Below are 20,764 nucleotides of genomic sequence, written 5' to 3'. Positions count from 1 at the left end.
CACTGAGGTGCAGAATTCTCCAAACCGGTCGATTACCGAATTCGCAGTTGGTAAAAAAGTTTACGTTTTGACTGTCATCTCCGGTAATAGTCACTCGGTCAAAAGAGCCGAAAGCTCATCCGCCCCTTTTTGCAGTATTCCCAGAAACGACATCAGACTGTTGACGTCATGACGTTGCGTCGGCGCGTGAACCGAAAGCGTGCCTACCAATCGACCATGCCCATCCTGAACGGGCACAGCTAGGGCAGTCATTCCGGTCATGAATTCCTCGTCATCGGTGGAATAACTATTCTCAGAGATAACTTGGATCTCCGCTCGCAGCGACTTGGGATCAGTCAGCGAGCGCTCCGTCTGTGGATGTAGATTTCCCGCTGAAAGAAAGCCGTTCAGCGTTTTTTGCCGAAGTGTGGACAGGTACATCTTGCCGCTGGCCGTACAATGGAAGGGTACCTGAGTACCAACCGGAAGCTGAATCCGCAGTGGCCATTTCGTTTCCACCCGGTCCAGATAGATCATCCCCTCTCGGTCTGGAATGGCGAGATTGCAGGTTTCACCAACCTGCTCGGCGACGCTGCGCAAGATCGCCAGACGCGCCGTACGCAGGTGCTCGGAAGACATCGTATTGACCGAAAGCAATCGCAGCCGGTGTCCAGGGCCGTATGAACGCCCATCCAGATCGCGCTGCAGGAAGCCCTCGGCTTCTGCGGTTTGCAACAGGCGGTGGATGGTTGGCTTGGCCAGGCCCAATGTCGCGATCAGGTCTGAAGGTTTGACTGCGACCCCTCGCCGCGCCACCTCCTCAAGGATGATGAGAAGGCGCAAGTTGGTCGGGATCTGAGTTTCTTTGTCTTGTGTTTCCGTCTCGGCCATCCCGCAACAGTCTAGTTATTTGGCAGCAGGATCAAGGCCAGATCGGGTACAAGCGAGATCAAAATCCACACTGATATCAGCGCCGCCAGATAAGGCACCGTGTACCGAAGCAGACGGAAGTAGGGCACACCGGTCACGCCCGAAGCCACATAGAGATTCAACCCGTAGGGTGGCGTGATGAAGCCGATGGACGCCCCCACAAGGAAAATCACCGAGAAATGGATCGGATCAATTCCAACCGAGGCCGCAATCGGTGCAAGGATCGGGGCCAGGATAATCGTCACGGGCAGGCTTTCCAGCACCATGCCCGAGAAAAACACGATCACCATCGAGGTAAACAGAACCGCATGGTAGCCCCCCATTGAGGTTACGAAACCCCCAATGGTCTGCTGCGCCCCAAGCAGAGACAGGATTTGCTGCATCACCACCGAAATCGCGATCAGTGGTGCAAGGATACCTGTGATCTGGGCAGAACGGATCACGATCGAGGGGATTTCGGGGATCTTAAAACCTTCGACAACGAACATCTCGGCAAAGCTCTTTTCGGTTGGCGGTATGTCGTTCCGTGCGCCCATGATGCGGTTGATCGGATAGCTGACCAACCCTGCGATGACGCAGAAGCCAACTGTCACGCCCGCAGCCTCGGTCGGAGAGAACTTGCCTGTATAGATGCCCCACAGCACCAGCCCGATGGCGAAGAACCCAAGCCAGGCACCAAATGCGGTCTTCAACACCCGGTTCAGTTGCAGCGGGATCAGATAACCCCAGCCGTTCATACGGCAGATGATCCAGCACGCAAATTGCATACCAAAGACCATGAGCGCGCCCGGAAGGATACCCGCCACGAACAGCTCGGAAATCGGCAGGTTCATCAGGAAGCCGTAGACGATGAAGATAATCGACGGAGGAATGATGATCCCCACAGTACCGCCCGCCGCCGCGGTCGCTGCGCTGAAGCGTTCGTCGTAGCCACCCTTGACCATCTCAGGGTGTAGCATCGAACCAATCGTGGCGGTTGTGGCCGAGTTGGACCCCGAGATCGCTGCAAACAACCCACAAGCGCCAAGTGAGGCCATCGCCAAGCCGCCGCGTATCCAACCCAAACAGGCATAGGCGAAATCGCTGAGCCGTCTCGCTATGCCCGATTTGTTGATCAGGTCCCCGGTCAGGATGAACAGCGGCATCGCCAAAAGGGCGAACCCCTTGTTGAACACGTTCAACAACTCGGCACCCATATTGTCCAGCGTCAGGCCAAGGACAAAGGAACAGCCGATGACCCAATAGCCGATCACCAGCAGAACCGGGACGCCCAGCATGAACAGAAAAGTGACCCCAAGCGAGATCAGCGTGACCATGGTTCCGTCTGTCATCAGTCTGCTCCGATCACGGCCTGCTTGATCAGCGGCTCGCCTGTTTTCCAGTTGCGCAGGTCGTCGGCAAGGTTCTGAAACACCCGCCCGACCATCAGAAAGAAGGATAGCGGGGCGGCCAACAGGAACCACCACTGCATGATATTGTCGGTACCCAGCACGATCTGAAAGTTCGAGGCCGACAGAGCCACCAGCCGTGTTGTGGTCACGATGACGATCACCGCAAAGATGAACCACAATATCGCGTCGAGTATCAGGCAAGCCAATTGCCCAGCCCTCGGCATTGCAGTGCGGAATTCGCTGAAGCTCAAATGTGTGCGCAGGCGGACATTGTACGACGCCCCAAACCACGCCATGACCATGAACAGCAGCGGGGGAATGGTGGTCGACCAGGGCTCCTGATCGTTGAACACAAACCGGTCGATCACGCCCCAGAAGATGATTAATGCGATCGCAAGGTAGGAATACACCATCACCGACCGTTCCAGATGACGTTCAACAAAGGGCACCGCCCGATAGATCAACATGATCACGATTCCGCCAATCGCCGATACAATCGCGCCCAACACCCAGGCGGCGTCGGATTCCAGTGCGGATTGAATCTCGAACGAATCCTGGCTGAGAAAGGCGCTGAAAATCGCGCCGATGTCTGCCCAAAACGACATGAACCCCGTCCTCCCAGTCGGTATAAAGTTGAACCGGCCCGCTCAGGGCCGGTTCGTAACAGTCTATCAGGCTTCGCCTTTCCACCAACGGCGCGGCTCGACATTTTCCGGCAGGGTGTCGGCCGGAATCTCGCGCGCGATGTCGTAGATTTCCTGATAGGTATCAATGCCGCCTGCCCATTTGTTCAGACGTTCGCGCCACTGGGCCCAAGGCTCTGGGTTGTAGTTCGGGGCACACATCTCTTCGGCCAGTTTGATCTGATCATCAGCAAGGAAAGCCGGCCGTACGCCATTTTCAGCGAAGATCGTGTCAGGCAATTGCGGTTCCGAGAATCCAACCGTGTTCAGCAACGCGGCTTCATTCGCACCCTGAATCAGCGCCTGCGTGAAGTACGAGGATTCCATCACTGCATCCTGCATTTCTCCGCCCAGACTGTCGAAGACCTTGGCCGACATCGAGGTATGTTCGGTGCCGCAGAAGAATTTCAGGTTCACTGATTGCGAGACCACCGGCGCCATATTGGCATAAGCCACGGCCGAGGCCCATGTCTCGGCCCCATCGATCAGACCGGTTTTCAGCGCATCCAGCGTTTCTTCCCACGCCACCGGCACCGGATTCAGGTTCAAGAGCTGCATGGCAATCCGGCCTAGCTGCGTCCCCGTCACGCGGTTCTTAGTTCCGAACAGTTCCTCCAGCTTGGTTACGGTTGGCTTGTCAGCAAAGGTCGACCCCATTTGCAGGCCGCGCAGCTCGCAATGGGTGAACAGGAACTTCAGCCCGTGTCGTTTTTCCAGCGGGTCGCGCAGGATGCGCTGGCTCGCCGGGCTATAGAAGAAATGATACTGCGCCGCGCGGCTGGGGAACATATAGGCATAGTCCAGCACGTTCAGATATGGCGCGCCACCGGCCGAGTTCTGGGTCGAGGCCGCATAGATATCCACAATCCCCTGTTGGGTTTTTTCAACACAGCTTAGCTGGCCGCAAATCTGGTTGTCGCCGATGAATTCAATCCGAATCTCACCATCAGTGCGCTCTTCCAGATCCCGCGCAAACTCGATCGCGCCGGCGCGTTCGATCAGCAGATTGCGAGTATTAAAGCCCGAGGCACCAAATTTGAGCGTGTGCTTCGGCTCTTTCGAGAAGCGCTTTTCATAGGTCGATTCGGCCGCTTGCGCCAGATTCGCCAGGCTCATCGCACCACCAAACCCACCTGCAGCCAACAGTGTCGAACTCATGCCATAACGCCCGGCCACACGAAAAAAATCTCGCCGGGAAATGCCGCTTAGTTTCTTACCGATCTCCATTGCTTACCTCCCTGATTGCAATTATTGAGACTTTTTGTATCAAAAAAGGCTAGTATAGTTCTTGCATCTTGCATAGAGTTTTTTTCAGCGGCACTGGAAGGAGACGATCATGGAGGTGGATTATGCGGTTGTTGGCGCGGGATCTTCGGGCTGTGTCATTGCCAATCGGCTCAGCGCCGACACCAATACAACGGTCGCCCTTCTTGAGGCAGGCGGTCGTGACACGAACCCGTGGATTCACATCCCCGTCGGTTATTTCAAAACGATGCATAACCCCTCGGTCGATTGGTGTTATCGGACCGAACCCGATCCGGGCCTGAATGGTCGTTCCATCGACTGGCCACGCGGTAAGGTACTGGGCGGCTCATCCTCACTGAACGGGCTGCTCTACGTCCGTGGACAGAAGGAAGATTACGACCGCTGGCGACAAATGGGAAACGAGGGCTGGGGTTGGGACGATGTGCTGCCACTGTTCAAACGCAGCGAGGATCAGGAACGGGGCGCGGATGAATATCACGGTGTTGGCGGGCCATTGTCCGTGTCCAACATGCGCATTCAGCGCCCGATCTGCGATGCCTGGGTCGCAGCCGCACAAGCCGAAGGCTATCCCTTCAATCCCGATTACAACGGGGCCGAACAAGAAGGTGTCGGCTATTTCCAACTGACCACCCGCAACGGTCGTCGATGCAGCGCGGCGGTGGCTTATCTCAAGCCCATTCGCGATCGCCAGAACCTGAACATCATCACCAAAGCTCTGGTAACGCGCGTGGTTGTGGATGGGAAGAAAGCAACAGGGCTGGTGTACCGCGACAAATCGGGGGTCGAGCAGGCCCTAAAGGTACGGCGCGAGATCATCCTGTCAGGCGGTGCGATCAATTCACCCCAGATTCTTATGCTGTCAGGGATCGGAGATCCGGATCACCTCAAGGAAAACGGAATCGAACCGCTGCACGCCCTTCCGGGCGTCGGCAAGGGTCTTCAGGATCATTTGCAAGCGAGGTTGGTGTTCAAATGCAATGAACCCACTCTGAACGACGAAGTCCGTAGCCTGTTTAATCAGGCCCGCATCGCGTTGAAATACGCGCTGTTTCGCGCAGGCCCGATGACCATGGCCGCCAGCCTGGCCACGGGGTTCCTAAAAACCCGCCCCGAAGTCGAAACGCCCGATATACAGTTCCATGTCCAACCCTGGTCCGCCGACAGCCCAGGCGAGGGCGTCCATCCGTTTTCGGCCTTCACGATGTCAGTCTGCCAGCTACGTCCGGAAAGCCGAGGTGAGCTTCGCTTGAATGGCCCGGATCCGTCCTCGCATGTCAAAATCCTCCCAAACTACCTTTCCACGGATACGGATTGCCGAACCATCGTCGACGGTGTGAATATCGCGCGCAGGATTGCCAAGCAGAATCCTCTGGCCTCGAAGATATCGGAAGAGTTTCGACCGACGGCAGACCTGAGTCTCGACGACTATGAAGGCACACTTGATTGGGTCAGATCCAACACTACATCAATCTATCACCCAACCGGAACTTGCGCGATGGGAAGCAATGACATGTCTGTTGTCGACGCAAAACTAAATGTACATGGAATAAAGAACCTAAGGGTAGCTGATTGCTCCATTATGCCGGAAATCGTCAGTGGCAACACTAATGCGCCAGCAATTATGATAGGCGAAAAGGCAAGCGACTTGATAAATGCAGATGCCTGACAGTCCCTCCGTCTTGCCTGCATGCCATGCAAAATGCCCAAAACACTCGCAACCGATGGATCAGTGCGCCAATCGCGCAAGCTCAAACTGTTTGCTCGGTGGAGTCTGGTCGCAACTTGCGCTTTGCCCAATTCTTGACTCATGACTGACAGTGATCTGGGAGCGACCATTGGTCTATGATCTGTGGAGCATCTAGCGCAGGGATTTAACACCATACCAACCTCGCGAAGCATGCATAAGCGGTCGCGGACACTTTCCTAAAGTTCAACTCGTAACGTCCGCTTTCCTATTTTAGGCGTACAAGTACTGCACTTGCTGAGAGAGACATACACAGCCCTGGGTCGCGAACTTGAATGTTCCTTAATAGTCTGGGTGTGGACGCAGCGTCGGTAAACGCTATTGGCTGCTAAGTCCGCATCTCAGACATTGCAAAGCTTGGTGATGAAGGTCCGCTTCGGGCTGGGACCAGCCAATCATGCTTGCTGCGGAGAACGGCAACACTGAGCCCAATTTGCCCGTTTTGATTGTTGTAAACATCCGGAGGTTATGCCGACCCTTCCGTCATCCATGTGCTCCACTCGGGTGATCGGTTTAGGGCTTTTCCGTCTGCACCCGCTGAATGTGCAATGCTGTAGGCTACAATACTTCCTTCTCAATGGAGTGGGGTACTATGGTGTTCGACTGGTTCGAAAACAGGGAAAATTGACAAACCAACAAAATCGCAACGGTCGTATTCGTTCAGTCTAATTTGGCCCATTGGTTCTTAAGTCAAACCGTGCTGGGCAAATCTTACCAATCCTTAAAGAAAATCGCCCAAACAACAGCAATGATGACTCCGGCGCCGGCTGCGAACACCAATGCTATAGCGCTGAAGAACAAACGCGGCTGGCTGGAGCGGCGGATAATCGAAAAGTGAATTCTAATCTGGCCTCTAAGCAAACCATCTGCTGCCATCGATAAAGCAAAAAGGCCAAGAGACAGCGCACTGGATCCCCCCCATAGCCGTTGCCATTGCTCATCCTCAGTCAATGCCAACGGCAAACCGGTTACGACAAAAAGCGCTGCGAAGAGCCACATCAAATACGTAGATATCATCAAACCGGTAACCACATGCCTTATTCTATCCAGTAGTTAATCAATGCGGCTTGTGCAAATTCACCAAGATTAGGGTTGTCGCTGAAATGGTACAGAAACCTCAACACGACCTCCTTCTGTGCAGGCGTCAATTGGTTGAACTTGGACTTCCGGAACTCGTGCAGCAATTCATTCGATGTGCCGGGGTCGAGTGCCCGAAGAATGCTTTCACTGGCATATTCCGGGCTGTCTGAATTTCGCAGAGTCCATATCAGATACGCGGGCAAGTAGTACTGAAAGGCTTTGGGGCTGAAAGCCGTGGGGGCAGCGTAACTGTATACGATCATTTTACCAGTCATCTCATGCCATTTGACCCCGCCGTAGAATTCAAGAATATCCACGTCATCCATACATTCGGGGTGAAGAAGTTCATCATCAGCAGGTGGATCAAGGCCGTCAAATGCAGCAATGATCTGAGTTGCAAGAGCTTCCGTTGTTGTCGTTACCTTTGGCATGGTGACATATTAAACTTGGTTGGCACGGCGTTGTTTCTTTTTACTGCGACGGCGCTTGGGGTGTTTCTGGCAACCATTGCACGCTCTATGGCGCAGTTCGCGCTTCTGGTCATGTTGATTGTGCTGCCAATGCTAATGCTGTCAGGTGGAGAGACCCCAATTGAAGGTCAGCCAGCGTGGTTGCAGGCAGGTACTTTGGTTTTGCCGTCACGCCACTACATGTCAGCAAGTCAGGCTATTGTTTTCAAAGGCGCTGGTATTGAGACTGTCTGGCCGGAATTCGTTTGGATGACGTTGTTGGGAATTGCTTTGTTACTAGTGAGCCTACGGCTTTTTCGACGTTCTCTTGCTCAGATCAGCTAGCGCTCTAATCTGCTGGCTATGACAGATTGGAGCGCTAGCTGCTCTGCCTCTGAAGACAGTTTGGATATCTGCTGGGCAGAGGTCGGGGCATCAGCGATTGTATGAGCGTTAGTTTCAATATCTCTAGCCATATTCGCATTATGCGGGCCGACGGCTGGATTGCGATGCAATCAAGGTTTTGAAGGGCCATAGTCGCAAACTCTACTCAACCAACAAAGCGCCGCTCAGGTCAAAATGCTTCGGGAACATTGCGCGCAGAAAACGAAAAACAATTCTCATTGCTTCGTCGCGATCAAATGAATCAGGGTGTAGTAGGTAGTCGGTCCACATGCCTTCCAGCATCGCAAGTGTGCCGTGCGTAGCGTCTCTGGCAACTTGATTAGGGTGTTCGGCTCCAGCTTCTTTCGCAATTCGAGCGAAAGCGTTGAAAACCAGGTTCCGAAGCTTAGCGTCGCGGGTATCTGAAAACGCAGCGATTGCTGCTCTATTTCGGGCCTCGCCTCGAAACGCGTACCAAATGGAAACGTTTTTCTTATTGAGAATAGTTTCACTCAAGTCGCCCCGAACAATCATCTCAATATGTTCCTGTCCGGTTTGCCCGGTCGTTTCCAACAAGTCATAAATTCCATTGTAGTATTGTTCGGATGAGTAGCGGGCGGCTTCGTCAACCAAGTTGTCCTTGCCGCCGAAATGAAGGTGAATCATGCCACGGGACAGCTCGGCCCGATGAATGATTTCGCTGACTGAGGTCTCGGAAATCCCTTTCTCTGCGACCGAGTCGAGTACTGCCTCGATCAGGGAAAGGCGGTTTCGCTCGCGTATTTCTTGTCGTCTTCCAGTCATTGGTTCAGGCGGCTCTGTTTGTTTTCAGTCTCTTGCGGTGCCTTCTAGCGGCCAGTGTGAAATTGGTCATCCCCGGTTGCGAAATTATCAGTTGACACAACTAGTCCAAAAATTCCAGATTTAAATGGACGATTGTCCATTTTGTGATCGACATGGTCGCGCCACCAAAAACCAAAGTTCAGCAGGGAAGAATGGCCGGAGTACTACGAAGTGAAACGGGCAAGGGCCTCGCACTGAGCGCACCTGCGACGCTCTACGTCGGTCTGCTTGTCGCCGTGCCGCTTTGCATTCTCGTCGCTTACAGTTTTTGGACCCAGACCTATGTTGAGATCGACCGGACCTTGACTTGGGCAAACTACCAAGAGGCGTTTACCGACCCATTGGTTCGACACCTAATGATCCGTTCGGTCGCAATTGCAGGCGCGGTGACATTGGCAACGGTTTGTCTTGCCTATCCGATTGCATACTTCATCGCGTTTCGGACAAAGAAGAAGACCCTCTGGCTGTTGCTGATCACTATTCCCTTTTGGAGCAGCTACCTTCTGCGCGTGTTCAGCTGGAAACTAATTCTTGGCTTCAATGGGGTGTTGAACTCTGCGCTGATTTCACTTGGTTTGATACAAGAGCCGCTGACATTCTTGCTCTACAACGAATTCGCTGTTGTCCTTACGCTCGCCCACGCCTGGGCACCGTTTGCTATCCTGCCGATCTACGTATCGCTGCAAAAGATCGACCGAAGCCTATTGGAGGCTGCAACCGACCTTGGCTGCAACAAGCTTGAAAGGTTCGTTCGCGTGACACTGCCTCTGACGGTGCCGGGGGTCATTGCGGCCTGCCTGATCATTTTCATCCCAACGGTGGGCGATTACGTCACTCCGGCCTTAGTCGGTGGATCGCAGGGCAAAATGGTGGCGAACTTGATCCAAGTGCAGTTTGGTGCCGCCAATAACTGGCCGTTGGGTGCAACCCTGTCTCTTCTTGCCATGCTTTCGGTCGGCTGCGTTGCAATCCTGTTCGTGGTGGTCGTCACCGCATTGGGCCGGAGGATCAGATGACCAAGGCATTTCGTTTCTCATGGTTGCTGGTTTACGCGATTGCCTATTTGGTGTTTCTCTACTTGCCGGTTTTGTTATTGCCACTGTTTTCGTTCAACGACGGAACTATCGTAGCCTTCCCACTAAAGGGGTTCACGTTGAAGTGGTACGCACAGTTGGGGCAGCAGGACACGCTGCTACAGGCTATGGCGAACTCGTTGATCGTCGGCAGTGTGACTGCGCTGATGGCAACATCTCTGGGTCTCTTCGCAGCTCGCGCCTACGTTCGGTATCGTTTCACGGGGCGTGAGTTGTCTGAGGGACTGGTCATGCTTCCACTGGTCATTCCCGGCATCATCGTGGCCAGTTCGATGCTTGTTCTGTTCATCAGCATCGGCCTGAAACCATCGCTGACCACCGTGATCCTTGGGCATGTGTTCGTGGCGTTGCCATTTTCCGTGTCGATTATGAAATCTGCATTTGACGATTTCGACCAGTCCTTGGAGGAGGCCGCGTTCGATCTTGGTGAAAGCGTCGTAGGAACGTTTCGGCGTGTTACCCTCCCAATCGTAGCGCCGGGTATTGTCGCCAGCCTTTTGGTAACGTTTACGGTGTCGTTTGACGAGTTCGTCCTGGCCTTTTTCTTATCCGGGAACAGCCCGACATTGCCGGTCTATATCTGGAGCCAGATCCGCTTCCCGGCAAAATTGCCCAACACGTTGGCCCTAGGATCGCTGCTTTTGCTGTCCTCGGTCCTGCTGTTGTTGATCGCCGAATATTTCCGCCGCCGTTCCATCCAATCGTCAGATTGAAGCCAAAGGAAACAAGCAAGATGAGCGAACAGAACATCATCGAAATCAAGGGCGTTGAGAAGCGCTTTGGAGGTTTTGTTGCTGTGTCCAATCTGAACCTGACCTTGAAAGAGGGTGAGTTCTTTTCGCTGCTTGGCCCTTCGGGCTGCGGTAAGACAACGGCTTTGCGCATCATCGCGGGTTTTCAAGATCACGAAGAAGGCGAGATCCGGATCGATGGTCGAACGATGGGAGAGGTGCCCGCCAACAAGCGTCCTACCAATATGGTGTTCCAAAGTTATGCGATCTTTCCGCACCTGAATGTCGGCGACAATGTTGGCTTCGGATTACGCAAGACCAAGCTTTCGCGGAAGGAAATTAAAGAACGCGTTGCCGAGGCGCTTGAGATGGTTGAACTGGGCGGCCTGCAGGACCGTAAGGCCAACGAGTTGTCGGGAGGTCAGCGGCAACGAGTGGCGCTCGCCCGCGCACTCGTCATGCGACCCAAGGTTTTACTGCTGGATGAGCCTTTATCTGCGTTGGACAAAAATCTGCGCGAAGCGATGCAATTGGAAATGCGCCGTCTTCAGCAGAAGCTTGGAATAACTTTTGTAATGGTCACGCATGACCAATACGAGGCGATGACCATGTCCGACCGTATAGGCGTCATGTTTGCGGGGCAGCTCAAACAGGTGGATAAGCCAGAGGTCCTGTATTCCCAACCGTGTAACCGGGAAGTGGCTTCTTTCATCGGTGGAATGAACTTTCTGGATGCCGAAGTGACTGCAGAGAATGCTGAAACGCTTGAAGTCAACGTTAAGGGCTTTGGGAAGATGGAAATCGGGGTGAACCCCAACGTCCAGGTGCATGACAAGGAACTTCTTGTCGGCGTTCGTCCTGAGCAATTGGAAATCAGTGCGGAAAAGCCGGATGGGTACGATGCTCTTGTTCCGGGCGAGGTTTCGGACGTCGCCTTTTATGGAGAGAGTGTCCACTATTATGTGCGCGTCGATGGTCTGAAAGACAGTATCGCCGTCGCAGTACCAAACTACTTTCACACGGTCGATCACACGCGCGGCGATACCGTCTGGCTTGGCGTTCAAAGCGCCTCGGTAATTGACTTGGGTAAACGTGAATCTTTGGGAGGAGACAAATGAGTAAAACAGCACCACTTATGGCAGCAGTAGTTGCCACCTTTGCCGCCAGCCAAGCTCTGGCGAACGCCGCTGATCTGACCGTTTTTGACTGGTCCGGATATGAGGATCAGGGTTTCTACGGCGATTATGTCGAAAAGTACGGCGGCGCGCCTAGCTACACCTATTTTGGCAGCGTGGAAGAAGCGTTCACAAAGCTTCAGTCCGGTTTTGAAGCTGATTTGGCCCATCCCTGCACGGATGCCCTGAGAAAGTGGGTAGCGGCAGACATGATCAAGCCGATTGACACCAGCAAGCTGGAAAACTGGGACAAGCTGATGCCCAAGATCAAAGAGGTCGATGGCATCACCATTGATGGGCAGACCTACATGGTTCCGTTCGAATGGGGCAATACTGGTCTTATCTATCGAACCGATATGATTTCGGCAGATGATGTTTCGCTGCAATTGCTTGCTGATCCTGCATATCAGGGCAAAGTCGCCATTCCGGACGCCGCTTCCAGTGCCTTTGCAATGGCGGCATTGGCAACCGGCGCCTCCAGCTATACCGATATGAGTGACGAGGAATTCCAAAAAGCGGCGGACTACCTGCGCGCGATTCATCCGAACGTGCGCTTTTATTGGTCTGACGCCGGCCAACTGGATCAGGCAATTGCCAGCGGTGAGGTCACGCTGGGTTGGGGATGGAACCAATCGGAACTGAACCTGATCTGGAACGAAACGCCAGCGGTCATGATGCGTGATGTGGACAAAGGTATCGCAACTTGGGTCTGCGGTTATGTGCATCTGAAATCTGCCAAGCAGTCGGATGAGCAAGTCTATGACATGCTGAACGCACTCAGCTCTGCGGCAAGCGGTAAATACATCATTGAAAGCTGGGGTTATGCCCACGCCAATGAAGACGCTTTTGCACAGGCAGACCCGGAGCTGATCGAAACCTACGGGTTTTCGGATGTGGACAGCTTCTTTGAAGGCAGCCTGTTCTTTGACGCTGTTAACCCCGAGCTGGAGGCCAAGATGTTGAAGGAATTCGAGCGCATCAAAGCTGGCTTCTAAGGGCACTCTTACAACACAGCCGGGAATGGTGGGGACGTAGAAATCCTTCCATTCCCACGAACCAATTTCCAATTTCCTTGGAGGAAGCGCGGCAATGTCAGGCGCTGACGAATATTCTGTTCTCTTCGAACCGGTCAAGATCGGGCCAGTAACGGCTCGAAACCGGTTCTACCAGGTGCCCCACTGCAATGGTTTGGGTCATTTACGACCTCAGGCCGAAGCTGCCATGCGGGCGATGAAAGCCGAGGGCGGTTGGGCGGTGGTGTCCACTCAGGAGGCCGAGATTCATCCGACTTCAGATTTGTCTCCTTATTCTGAAAACCGAATTTGGGACGATCAGGATATTCCTGCACTGCGTCTGATAACCAACTCAATTCATGAGAAGGGCTCGCTCGCGGCAATCCAATTGGCGCATAACGGGCACCATGCCCAAAACCACCTGACCCGCGCGCCTCTGCTGGCTCCATCAGAACTTGTCCTGCAGACTCCATACCCGAAACAGGCAAGGGCAATGGACAAGGCTGACATTCGAGAATTTCGCAAGTGGCATCGCGCGGCGGCTCGTCGCTCGCGCGAAGCCGGGTTCGACATTGTGTATGTCTATGCGGGGCATCACATGACATTGCCTCATCATTTTCTGCTGCCACAGTTCAATGATCGGACGGATGAATATGGAGGTTCGTTGGAGAACCGGGTGCGACTGACCCGCGAGCTTCTGGAAGAAACCAAGGAAGAGGTCGGAGATGATTGCGCCATTGCCCTTCGGTTTGCGGTTGATGAAATGCTCGGGTCAGAGGGGATGCAAGCGCAGGAAGAAGGCCGTGCAGTAGTCGAATTGCTGGCCCAGCTTCCAGACCTTTGGGATGTTAATGTGGCGGATTGGAGCAACGACTCTGCGACGACCCGGTTCGAGCCCCGCGACGGCTTTCAGACCTCATATATCGAGTTCGTGAAACAGGTGACTTCTAAGCCTGTTGTGGGCGTCGGGCGTCTTACGTCGCCGGACTTGATGGCGTCACTGGTCAGGAAGGACATCCTTGATTTTATCGGCGCGGCGCGACCATCCATCGCCGATCCGTTTCTGCCCAACAAAATTAGGGAAGATCGCATCGAAGAAATACGTGAATGTATCGGTTGCAATATCTGTGTTTCATCTGACTCTCTCGGCGTCCCAATACGCTGCACCCAAAACCCGACTATGGGTGAAGAGTGGCGGAGGAAATGGCATCCTGAGATCATTGAGCGTCGGGTAAACGAGGAAGCCACGCTTGTTGTCGGCAGCGGACCAGCCGGACTTGAATGCGCCATGCAATTGGCGCGGCGGGGCTACGAGGTAACTCTGGCGGAAGCAAAGCAAGAGTTCGGCGGCCGTGTGATGCAGGAAGCTGCCCTGACCGGGCTATCCGCTTGGAAGCGCGTGACAGATCACAGAATCTACGACCTGCAACAACGCGGGAACGTTCAACTGTTCACCGACAGCCGTTTGTCAGCCAGTGAGGTCATCGAGTTGGGTATACCGAACGTCTTTGTTGCAACCGGCACAAAATGGCGGCGAGACGGGCGCGGGAAATCTGCATTTCACGGTGCACCAATCGGTTTAGGTTCTCAGATTTTCACTCCGGATGACATTGTGGCCGGAGTCATGCCGCAGGACGGCCCGATTGTGGTCTACGATGATGATCAAGCCTATCTCGGTGGAGTCTTGGCTGATCATTTGGCTCAGGTTGGGCGAGAGGTTGTCTTTGTAACGCCGGCCTCAATAGTTTCGCCGTTTACCGAATTGACGTTGGAGCAGACTAAAGTGCAACGCAGTCTGTTGGAAAAAGGCGTTCGTCTGAACCTGTCCCAGACCTTGGCCGGTGTCGCGCCCGGCCAGGCGACATTGCAGTGCGTCTACACGGGGCGAGAGAACTCCATTGAATGCAGCTCCGTGGTACTGGTGACGCAGCGAATGCGAGAAACTACTCTTTACGACGAGCTTTGCGGTTTGACAGCAAGTCCGCTGAAAACGTTGGAATTAATCGGAGATGCCGCAAACCCCGGCTTGATCGCGGATGCCGTATATTCGGGTCACATGGCTGCCCGAAATTTCGAACGTAACGAGGACGACATCGACCGTGAATTCTTCCGCCGGGAAGTCATTTCCCTTGAATCTGCATGAGGTGCGCAATGCCACAAGATGACCTGCAAGTAATGCGCGATTTGATGGACGCGCAACAGGAAGGGTTCGCCCTGCCTCGTCACTTCTATACGTCTCAAGCAGTATACGAGAACGATATCGGCGCGTTCTGGAACCGTAACTGGATCTGGGTCGGCCATGTTAGTCAGGTCGCAGAACCGGGGGACTATTTCCTGTTCGACTATGGGCCCGAGTCCATCATCATCGTTCGGGATCGCGAAGGTGAGGTGCGCGCGCATCTGAACGTTTGCCGCCACCGGGGATCGCGGGTTTGCATTGAACGGAAAGGCAAGGCACGCAATTTCATCTGCCCCTATCATGCGTGGACTTTTGATCTGAACGGCAAGCTACGAAACGGGCGTTCAATGGGGTCGAATTTCGACCCGGGCCAATACGGATTGTTCCCGGTTCAGGTGAAGATATTCCAAGGTCTGATTTTTGTCTGCGCAGCTGAAGACGCCCCGCCGCTAGATGCTGCGTTGGTGCAGTTGGCCCCACTGTCAAAACCGTTCGAATTTGAAAACCTGAAGGTCGCTCATGAAGCCTCATACCCGGTTCCAGCAAATTGGAAACTGGCGTTGGAGAATTACCTGGAATGCTACCACTGCGCGCCGTCTCATCAGGACTATTCGCGCAGCCATTCGTTGAAAGACCCCGCTCAGGTTCTGGAGTTCAGCGGCGCTCTTCATGAGCGGATGAAAGAAGCCGGAGTGCCCGTTGAGGAGCTGGACCTGACCGGAGATAACGCGCTCGCCCCGGGTGCAGATGTCTATTGGCGCCGCTACCCGCTGTTTCCCGGCTATTTGACCGGTAGTAAGGATGGCGCTTCGCTGGCACCGCCTTTGGGTGAACTGAAAGGTCATGATGGCGGTGCCACCGATCTGGGGATCGGGACGCTGAACTACTTCCTTGTTTATGCAGATCACGTGGTTGGCTACCGGTTCGTCCCACGCGCGCTGCAGGAAACGGATATTCAGATCGTCTGGTATGTGCGCGGCGACGCAGAAGAGGGTCGTGACTACGATAAGGACACGTTGACATGGCTCTGGCATGTCACGTCTCTCGATGATGAGCGGATCATCCGTCACAACCAAGAGGGCGTGAACTCTCACCGCTTCGTGCCGGGACCGCTGTCCGAGATGGAATGGAGTATTCCGGGTTTCTATCGCAATTACTTCAGCATGATCTGACACGCTCAGAATTCGGAGAAATACTATGACAGAATTAACGAAGCGCAGATCAAGACGGCGCGGGGGTGGGCGCGAAGCACGTGCAGCCGTGCGAACCAGCAACGTCGCTTCGCAAGCAATCTGGCCGGGCATTTCGGGTGGGCGCTACAAGCCCCTTTCAGATGCTGACATGTCAAATATTCACGAGGCCGCCCTTAGCATTCTGGAGCGTACGGGCGTCGGTGATCCAACGCAGGAAGTTCTTGATCTCGTGCTGCCTAAAGGGGCGACGGTGAACGAGCATGGTAGACTGTGCTTTCCTCGCGCGTTGGTGGAAGATCTTTTGGCTAAGGCGGCCAGTGAGTTCTATGTCCATGCACGCGGATCGCGGGCCGGTAAGGATGACATGCACTGCACCAAAGACAAGGTGTACTATGCGAACTCCGGCACCGCTGTGACAACGTTTGATGCGGAAACTCGCAGTTACCGGCCGTCGACACTCAAAGACATTTACGACTTTACCCGATTGGTTGACCGGCTCGACAACATCCACATGACCGGTGATACAGTTCTGGCAACGGATGTGCCGCAGGACTACGAGCACGACATGAGCATGCTCTACGCCATTCTGGCGGGTAGCGAAAAACCATCTTGTCTGACGTTCCGCACCCGAGAGCACATTCAGGACGCAATCCATCTTTTCGATCTGGCATCAGGCGGCGAGGGTAAATTCCTCGAGAAACCCTCGGTCATTTTTGGCGGTTGTCCCATAGTATCCCCGCTCCGGTTTGGGCGGGAAAACTTGGAGATCCTGATTGATACAGCGAAGATGGGGCTTGTCTGCGATTTGGCAGTTCCGCCACAAGCTGGGGCGACGTCGCCTGCGCCTCTGGCCGGGACTTTGGCGCAAGCCGTAGCCGAGACCCTATCTTGCGTCGCAATTGCCAATCTGATTAACCCGGGCACCCCCGTCGTCTTTGCAGCTTGGCCGTTTATTACTGATCTGCGAACTGGTTCATTCACGGGTGGCAGTGGTGAGCAGGCGTTGATATCCGCGGCAGCTATCCAAATGGGCAATTTCTACAACCTCCCGACCAGCGTCGGTTGCGGTATGACGGATTCCAAGATCCCTGACGCACAATACGGTCTGGAAAAGGCGTTAACTTTCGCATTGGCGGCCCATGCCGGGGCCAACAGGCTCTGCGAATTTGGCGGTATGCTTGGCAGCCTGATGGGTTGCAGTTTTGAGTCCATGGTCATCGACAACGAGGCAGCGGGCATGATCTCACGAACCCTGCGTGGTATCGAGGTGAGCGACGACACACTGTCGGTCGACGTCATCCACGAATGTGCAATTGATCCCGGTCATTTCCTCGGCAACACGCAGACCTTGCAATACATGGAGACTGAGTATGTCTATCCAACCCTGATGGATCGGGAGCTAACCGATACTTGGGAAAAAGCCGGTCGTCAGGATATGTTTGAACGGAGCCGGTCAGTCGTGAACGATATTCTGTCCAATCACTATCCAAACTATTTTGGCAGCAAGGCGGATGCGGAGGTTCGGTCCAAGTTCCCGATCAAATTGCCACCAGAGGTGATGCGGGCAGGGTAAACGCAGCGCACTTAAGCGAAGGTATCGCAACCATGAAAATTGCGATGGCGCGCCGAGGTGGTTCCTAAGGTTTAAACGTACCCTGCTGCTTTAGGTCTTCGGTTGCCAGCCGGATACCTTTTTCGAGGATGTCGAACATCTGGCTCAACTCACCTTCCGTAATGATCAGAGGTGGGGAAAACACGCACATGTTGATAATCGGCCGCAGGATCAACCCGTTCTCCTGACAATGATGATCAATCAGGGCGCCGACAGATTTATCTAGGTCCAGTGCATTATCTGCTTTTGCGTCTGCAACACATTCGACGCAGCCAACCAGCCCCATGCCGCGCGTATCACCGACGAGCGGCAAATCTGCCAGCGCCTGGAGGCGCTCTTCGAAGAGCGGCGTGATTGCACGGACATGTTCCAGAACGCCGTCGCGCTCCATGATTTCAATCGCCTTCAGGCCTGCCGCCGCGCTCACTGGATGGCCTGAGTAAGTGAAGCCGTTTGAAAACGTAGCGTTCTGTGCACTATTTCCGCTTACATCTGCAATCAGCCGGTCAGAGATGATACAAGCCCCCATGGGTACGTACCCAGACGTCATGCCTTTGGCGCAGGTTATGATGTCGGGCTTAACCCCAAAGACGTCTTCGGATGCAAACCAATGCCCAAGTCGCCCAAACCCGGTGACGACCTCGTCTGAAATGTAAAGGACATCGTACTTCCGGCAGATTTCAAGACAGCGCTGATGATACCCCCGCGGCGGCACGATGACGCCTCCAGAGCACAGGATCGGTTCTGCGATGAAAGCGGCGACTTTGTCTGCTCCAGTCTGCAGGATCATGTTTTCCAGATCCGCTATTTTTTCGTCCAGAAAATCGTCGACCGTCTGATCGGAGCGACGTGTATACGGATTCACATTCGGTAGGAAACGCGTCAGGTGACTTGCCTGGTCCAGCCAACCTTTGTCGCGCTCTTTTCCGGACACTGACGCCGCCAGATAAGTCGATCCATGATAAGCTTTCTGTCGCGATATCACGATTTTCTTTTGAGGTTTTCCCAGCAGGTTATTGCGGAACTGTACAAACCGCAGCGCACTATCCACGGCCGTTGAACCACCGGTCGTGAAGAACACATGGTTCAAATCTCCCGGCGTTCTCCTGGCGATTTCATGTGCCAAACGGGCCGGAGTTGAGTTGGCGTTGTTGAAGGGCGAAAAATACGCCATCTCTTTCGCCTGCTGAGCCATCGCATCGGCAATCTCGGTGTTTCCATAGCCCAATTGAACGCACCACATGCCAGCAGGGCCGTCTATCAGGCGCTTTCCGTCCTCTGTGACGACATGAACGCCAAGTCCGCTTTCGGCAAAGGTTCGTTCATTTTGGCCAAGGTGTGACATACCTTCCCACGGGTGCAGGAAGTGTTCGTTGTCCCATTCTCGTATGGACCGAAAGTCGGAGTTGAAAAGGGTCATGCAGCACCTTAATGTAACATAAATCACAAAATGAACAAGCATTCATTCAATGTCAATCCTTGAATTGTCGTATTGCTAAATGCGAGAAGGCAAAGGCGACTACCCCAGCGAAGGAGAAAAAAGATTACTCTCGAGCGTGATACCCCAACCAATGCCCGAGATCTGGGTAAATTGCAGAACCGAAAGCTGCTGATCCAATCGGCTGCGGACGCCATTTATAGATACGGAATACGCGGAACAACTTCGGCAAGAATCCAAGAGTTGTCGGGATTATCGCAAGGGATGGTCAACCTACACTTTGGTTCCAAGGAAAAGCTGCTGCTTGCGGTGGCTGAGGAGTTGTCAGTCCGCTACGCGGAGCAGTGGAAGGCCATTGCAGTCCATCCAGAGTTAGACCCGGCAGACAAGCTAGTCTCTATCATAAAGGCAGATTTCGACCCCTTGGTTCTTAATGCGCGGGACGTCGCGATCTGGTTTTCCTTTCGGGCTGAAGCGCTCTCAAACCCTCACATATTTCCTTTTATCGACTCGCGAGACAAAGGTTTCCGCGCGGTGATCCTGGAGTTGTTGGAACAAATAATGCGCGAAGGCGAGTACGAGGATGTAAGCGCCAAACTTGCAACAGACGCGTTGGTTGCTTTGCTGGAAGGGCTTTGGACCGACTACCATTTGCACTCAGATATTTTCAAACCCTCGGAGGCTTTGAAGATCTGCCTGTTTGTGCTGCAGTCGATGTTTCCTAAACACTTTAAGCCGTCAGAGATTGGCGAGAGGTGTTGTAACACTGGTTAGGGTCGCCGTTGCAAACAGGATCAGGACAACAGACAACATTTCTACTGAAATCAACCGCCGGAGAATAATTGACACGCCACGATTCTCAGCCCTGAGAGCCGTTAGAAGTCGCAGCTTGTTCAGCGCCGCCAGGCCAAGGAGCATTCTGAAAACCATTTGTTTCATCATATCGAACTTTTTGGCTGTTCAGAACTCTGGCTGCCGACAACCGGTCAAGCTGCCGGCAGTCTTCAATCGTCAACTTGTCATAATTGTTGGACTACAGCGTTGATTGGCCAGACTTCGCCATGAAATTCGCGAACGCTTCCTTATAGTCTGGATGCCATCGGCTGAGAGGTGGGCGATTTTCAATGATGTCTCCAGCGCTCCAAGCGATGCGTTTCTCATCAGTATCGCGTGAAACGTCATTGTCGGGGCAAAGGATGTAGAAATCCCCGCGGTTCACGCTTGCGACAAAGAAGTCGACAGTCTGCTCTGCGGTCCAGGCAGAGGCAGGCTTCTCGGGCGCGGAGATCATGCCGGTATAGACGAATCCAGGGATCATTAGATGCGCGGTAATCTGATGACCTGAACCCGTTCTGAGTTCGTGGGACAGTGCCTCGGTAAAGGCTTTGAGAGCCGCCTTTGAGACATTGTAAGCCGGGTTACCTGGCGGGGTCGTGATGCCTTGTTTGGACCCTGTATTGATAATTGCGCCTGGTCTGCCACGGGCGATCATGTTTGGCGCGAAGACCTGGGTGCCGTGGATCGGACCCCATAGGTTTACACCCAGCGTATTGTCCCAAGCCAGCCATTCGCCGCGAGCG

Annotated in this window: 19 protein-coding genes; 10 read left to right on the top strand and 9 right to left on the bottom strand. The window is 54.0% G+C overall.

Features of this window, described 5'->3' with window-relative positions:
• Window positions 1–90 precede the first annotated feature (90 nt).
• The 4 genes from ACR3E4_RS02455 to ACR3E4_RS02440 form a co-directional block, all read right to left on the bottom strand.
• Window positions 91–870 carry an IclR family transcriptional regulator gene (locus ACR3E4_RS02455; protein WP_480535251.1) on the bottom strand — a complete coding sequence of 260 codons (780 nt, stop codon included), beginning with the start codon at window positions 868–870 and terminating at the stop codon, window positions 91–93.
• Window positions 871–881: 11 nt separating this feature from the next.
• On the bottom strand, window positions 882–2,240 hold the full coding sequence (locus tag ACR3E4_RS02450) for a TRAP transporter large permease (protein ID WP_480535252.1): 1,359 nt from the start codon (window positions 2,238–2,240) through the stop codon (window positions 882–884).
• Entirely contained in the window at window positions 2,240–2,905 is a 666-nt protein-coding gene (locus tag ACR3E4_RS02445) for a TRAP transporter small permease subunit (RefSeq protein ID WP_170674157.1), read from the bottom strand. The genes ACR3E4_RS02450 and ACR3E4_RS02445 overlap by 1 nt, the downstream gene beginning before the upstream one ends.
• 66 nt (window positions 2,906–2,971) lie before the next feature.
• The gene (locus tag ACR3E4_RS02440; protein ID WP_170674155.1) at window positions 2,972–4,210 is read right to left on the bottom strand and encodes a TRAP transporter substrate-binding protein; all 1,239 of its coding nucleotides are present in this window, start codon (window positions 4,208–4,210) and stop codon (window positions 2,972–2,974) included.
• A gap of 109 nt (window positions 4,211–4,319) precedes the next feature.
• On the opposite strand from ACR3E4_RS02440, the gene ACR3E4_RS02435 reads away from it, so the two are divergent.
• Window positions 4,320–5,915: a GMC family oxidoreductase gene (locus ACR3E4_RS02435; RefSeq protein WP_480535253.1), complete on the top strand. Its 1,596-nt coding sequence runs from the start codon at window positions 4,320–4,322 to the stop codon at window positions 5,913–5,915.
• Between the two features lie 789 nt (window positions 5,916–6,704).
• Here the strand turns inward: ACR3E4_RS02435 and ACR3E4_RS02430 are convergent.
• Window positions 6,705–7,010 carry a hypothetical protein gene (locus ACR3E4_RS02430; RefSeq protein ID WP_480535254.1) on the bottom strand — a complete coding sequence of 102 codons (306 nt, stop codon included), beginning with the start codon at window positions 7,008–7,010 and terminating at the stop codon, window positions 6,705–6,707.
• Window positions 7,011–7,030: 20 nt separating this feature from the next.
• Window positions 7,031–7,504: a DUF6714 family protein gene (locus ACR3E4_RS02425; protein WP_480535255.1), complete on the bottom strand. Its 474-nt coding sequence runs from the start codon at window positions 7,502–7,504 to the stop codon at window positions 7,031–7,033.
• Window positions 7,505–7,519: 15 nt separating this feature from the next.
• Between ACR3E4_RS02425 and ACR3E4_RS02420 the strand changes: the two genes are divergently transcribed.
• A complete protein-coding gene (locus ACR3E4_RS02420) occupies window positions 7,520–7,867 on the top strand; it encodes an ABC transporter permease (protein WP_480535256.1) in 348 nt (115 codons plus the stop codon).
• 201 nt (window positions 7,868–8,068) lie between these two features.
• On the opposite strand, the gene ACR3E4_RS02415 is transcribed toward ACR3E4_RS02420, so the two are convergent.
• Entirely contained in the window at window positions 8,069–8,710 is a 642-nt protein-coding gene (locus ACR3E4_RS02415; RefSeq protein WP_480535257.1) for a TetR family transcriptional regulator C-terminal domain-containing protein, read from the bottom strand.
• 191 nt (window positions 8,711–8,901) lie between these two features.
• Between ACR3E4_RS02415 and ACR3E4_RS02410 the strand changes: the two genes are divergently transcribed.
• The 7 genes from ACR3E4_RS02410 to ACR3E4_RS02380 all read left to right on the top strand — a co-directional run bounded on the left by ACR3E4_RS02410 (window position 8,902) and on the right by ACR3E4_RS02380 (window position 17,707).
• Window positions 8,902–9,765, top strand: a complete 864-nt coding sequence (locus tag ACR3E4_RS02410; protein WP_480535281.1) for an ABC transporter permease — start codon at window positions 8,902–8,904, stop codon at window positions 9,763–9,765.
• Complete coding sequence (locus tag ACR3E4_RS02405; RefSeq protein WP_480535258.1) at window positions 9,762–10,556, top strand: ABC transporter permease; 795 nt, start codon at window positions 9,762–9,764, stop codon at window positions 10,554–10,556. The genes ACR3E4_RS02410 and ACR3E4_RS02405 overlap by 4 nt, the downstream gene beginning before the upstream one ends.
• A 20-nt stretch (window positions 10,557–10,576) precedes the next feature.
• Window positions 10,577–11,692 (top strand): ABC transporter ATP-binding protein, encoded by a 1,116-nt coding sequence (locus ACR3E4_RS02400; RefSeq protein ID WP_480535259.1) that lies wholly within the window; start codon window positions 10,577–10,579, stop codon window positions 11,690–11,692.
• Window positions 11,689–12,744, top strand: coding sequence for an extracellular solute-binding protein (locus ACR3E4_RS02395; protein WP_170576840.1), 1,056 nt, complete (start codon window positions 11,689–11,691; stop codon window positions 12,742–12,744). Before ACR3E4_RS02400 ends, ACR3E4_RS02395 begins: the two co-directional genes overlap by 4 nt.
• 94 nt (window positions 12,745–12,838) lie before the next feature.
• Window positions 12,839–14,905, top strand: coding sequence for an oxidoreductase (locus tag ACR3E4_RS02390; RefSeq protein WP_480535260.1), 2,067 nt, complete (start codon window positions 12,839–12,841; stop codon window positions 14,903–14,905).
• 8 nt (window positions 14,906–14,913) lie between these two features.
• Complete coding sequence (locus ACR3E4_RS02385) at window positions 14,914–16,113, top strand: aromatic ring-hydroxylating oxygenase subunit alpha (RefSeq protein ID WP_480535261.1); 1,200 nt, start codon at window positions 14,914–14,916, stop codon at window positions 16,111–16,113.
• 25 nt (window positions 16,114–16,138) lie between these two features.
• Window positions 16,139–17,707, top strand: coding sequence for a trimethylamine methyltransferase family protein (locus tag ACR3E4_RS02380; protein WP_480535262.1), 1,569 nt, complete (start codon window positions 16,139–16,141; stop codon window positions 17,705–17,707).
• 64 nt (window positions 17,708–17,771) lie between these two features.
• On the opposite strand, the gene ACR3E4_RS02375 is transcribed toward ACR3E4_RS02380, so the two are convergent.
• Window positions 17,772–19,166, bottom strand: a complete 1,395-nt coding sequence (locus ACR3E4_RS02375) for an aminotransferase (RefSeq protein WP_480535263.1) — start codon at window positions 19,164–19,166, stop codon at window positions 17,772–17,774.
• A gap of 171 nt (window positions 19,167–19,337) precedes the next feature.
• Between ACR3E4_RS02375 and ACR3E4_RS02370 the strand changes: the two genes are divergently transcribed.
• Window positions 19,338–19,958 (top strand): TetR/AcrR family transcriptional regulator, encoded by a 621-nt coding sequence (locus ACR3E4_RS02370; RefSeq protein WP_480535264.1) that lies wholly within the window; start codon window positions 19,338–19,340, stop codon window positions 19,956–19,958.
• 259 nt (window positions 19,959–20,217) lie between these two features.
• On the opposite strand, the gene ACR3E4_RS02365 is transcribed toward ACR3E4_RS02370, so the two are convergent.
• Window positions 20,218–20,748, bottom strand: coding sequence for an SDR family NAD(P)-dependent oxidoreductase (locus tag ACR3E4_RS02365; RefSeq protein WP_480535282.1), 531 nt, complete (start codon window positions 20,746–20,748; stop codon window positions 20,218–20,220).
• Window positions 20,749–20,764 lie beyond the last annotated feature (16 nt).

Source organism: Ruegeria sp. AP11, assembly GCF_056535865.1.
This window is presented reverse-complemented; position numbering and strand designations above follow the sequence as displayed.

Bases quoted from the DNA above. Each gene is read 5' to 3' on its own strand.
- ACR3E4_RS02430 (WP_480535254.1), bottom strand. From the start codon at position 7,010: ATGATATCTACGTATTTGATGTGGCTCTTCGCAGCGCTTTTTGTCGTA.
- ACR3E4_RS02445 (WP_170674157.1), bottom strand. From the start codon at position 2,905: ATGTCGTTTTGGGCAGACATCGGCGCGATTTTCAGCGCCTTTCTCAGC.
- ACR3E4_RS02455 (WP_480535251.1), bottom strand. From the start codon at position 870: ATGGCCGAGACGGAAACACAAGACAAAGAAACTCAGATCCCGACCAAC.
- ACR3E4_RS02435 (WP_480535253.1), top strand. From the start codon at position 4,320: ATGGAGGTGGATTATGCGGTTGTTGGCGCGGGATCTTCGGGCTGTGTC.
- ACR3E4_RS02390 (WP_480535260.1), top strand. From the start codon at position 12,839: ATGTCAGGCGCTGACGAATATTCTGTTCTCTTCGAACCGGTCAAGATC.
- ACR3E4_RS02450 (WP_480535252.1), bottom strand. From the start codon at position 2,240: ATGACAGACGGAACCATGGTCACGCTGATCTCGCTTGGGGTCACTTTT.
- ACR3E4_RS02415 (WP_480535257.1), bottom strand. From the start codon at position 8,710: ATGACTGGAAGACGACAAGAAATACGCGAGCGAAACCGCCTTTCCCTG.
- ACR3E4_RS02395 (WP_170576840.1), top strand. From the start codon at position 11,689: ATGAGTAAAACAGCACCACTTATGGCAGCAGTAGTTGCCACCTTTGCC.
- ACR3E4_RS02405 (WP_480535258.1), top strand. From the start codon at position 9,762: ATGACCAAGGCATTTCGTTTCTCATGGTTGCTGGTTTACGCGATTGCC.
- ACR3E4_RS02410 (WP_480535281.1), top strand. From the start codon at position 8,902: ATGGCCGGAGTACTACGAAGTGAAACGGGCAAGGGCCTCGCACTGAGC.
- ACR3E4_RS02400 (WP_480535259.1), top strand. From the start codon at position 10,577: ATGAGCGAACAGAACATCATCGAAATCAAGGGCGTTGAGAAGCGCTTT.
- ACR3E4_RS02380 (WP_480535262.1), top strand. From the start codon at position 16,139: ATGACAGAATTAACGAAGCGCAGATCAAGACGGCGCGGGGGTGGGCGC.
- ACR3E4_RS02375 (WP_480535263.1), bottom strand. From the start codon at position 19,166: ATGACCCTTTTCAACTCCGACTTTCGGTCCATACGAGAATGGGACAAC.
- ACR3E4_RS02385 (WP_480535261.1), top strand. From the start codon at position 14,914: ATGCCACAAGATGACCTGCAAGTAATGCGCGATTTGATGGACGCGCAA.
- ACR3E4_RS02440 (WP_170674155.1), bottom strand. From the start codon at position 4,210: ATGGAGATCGGTAAGAAACTAAGCGGCATTTCCCGGCGAGATTTTTTT.
- ACR3E4_RS02425 (WP_480535255.1), bottom strand. From the start codon at position 7,504: ATGCCAAAGGTAACGACAACAACGGAAGCTCTTGCAACTCAGATCATT.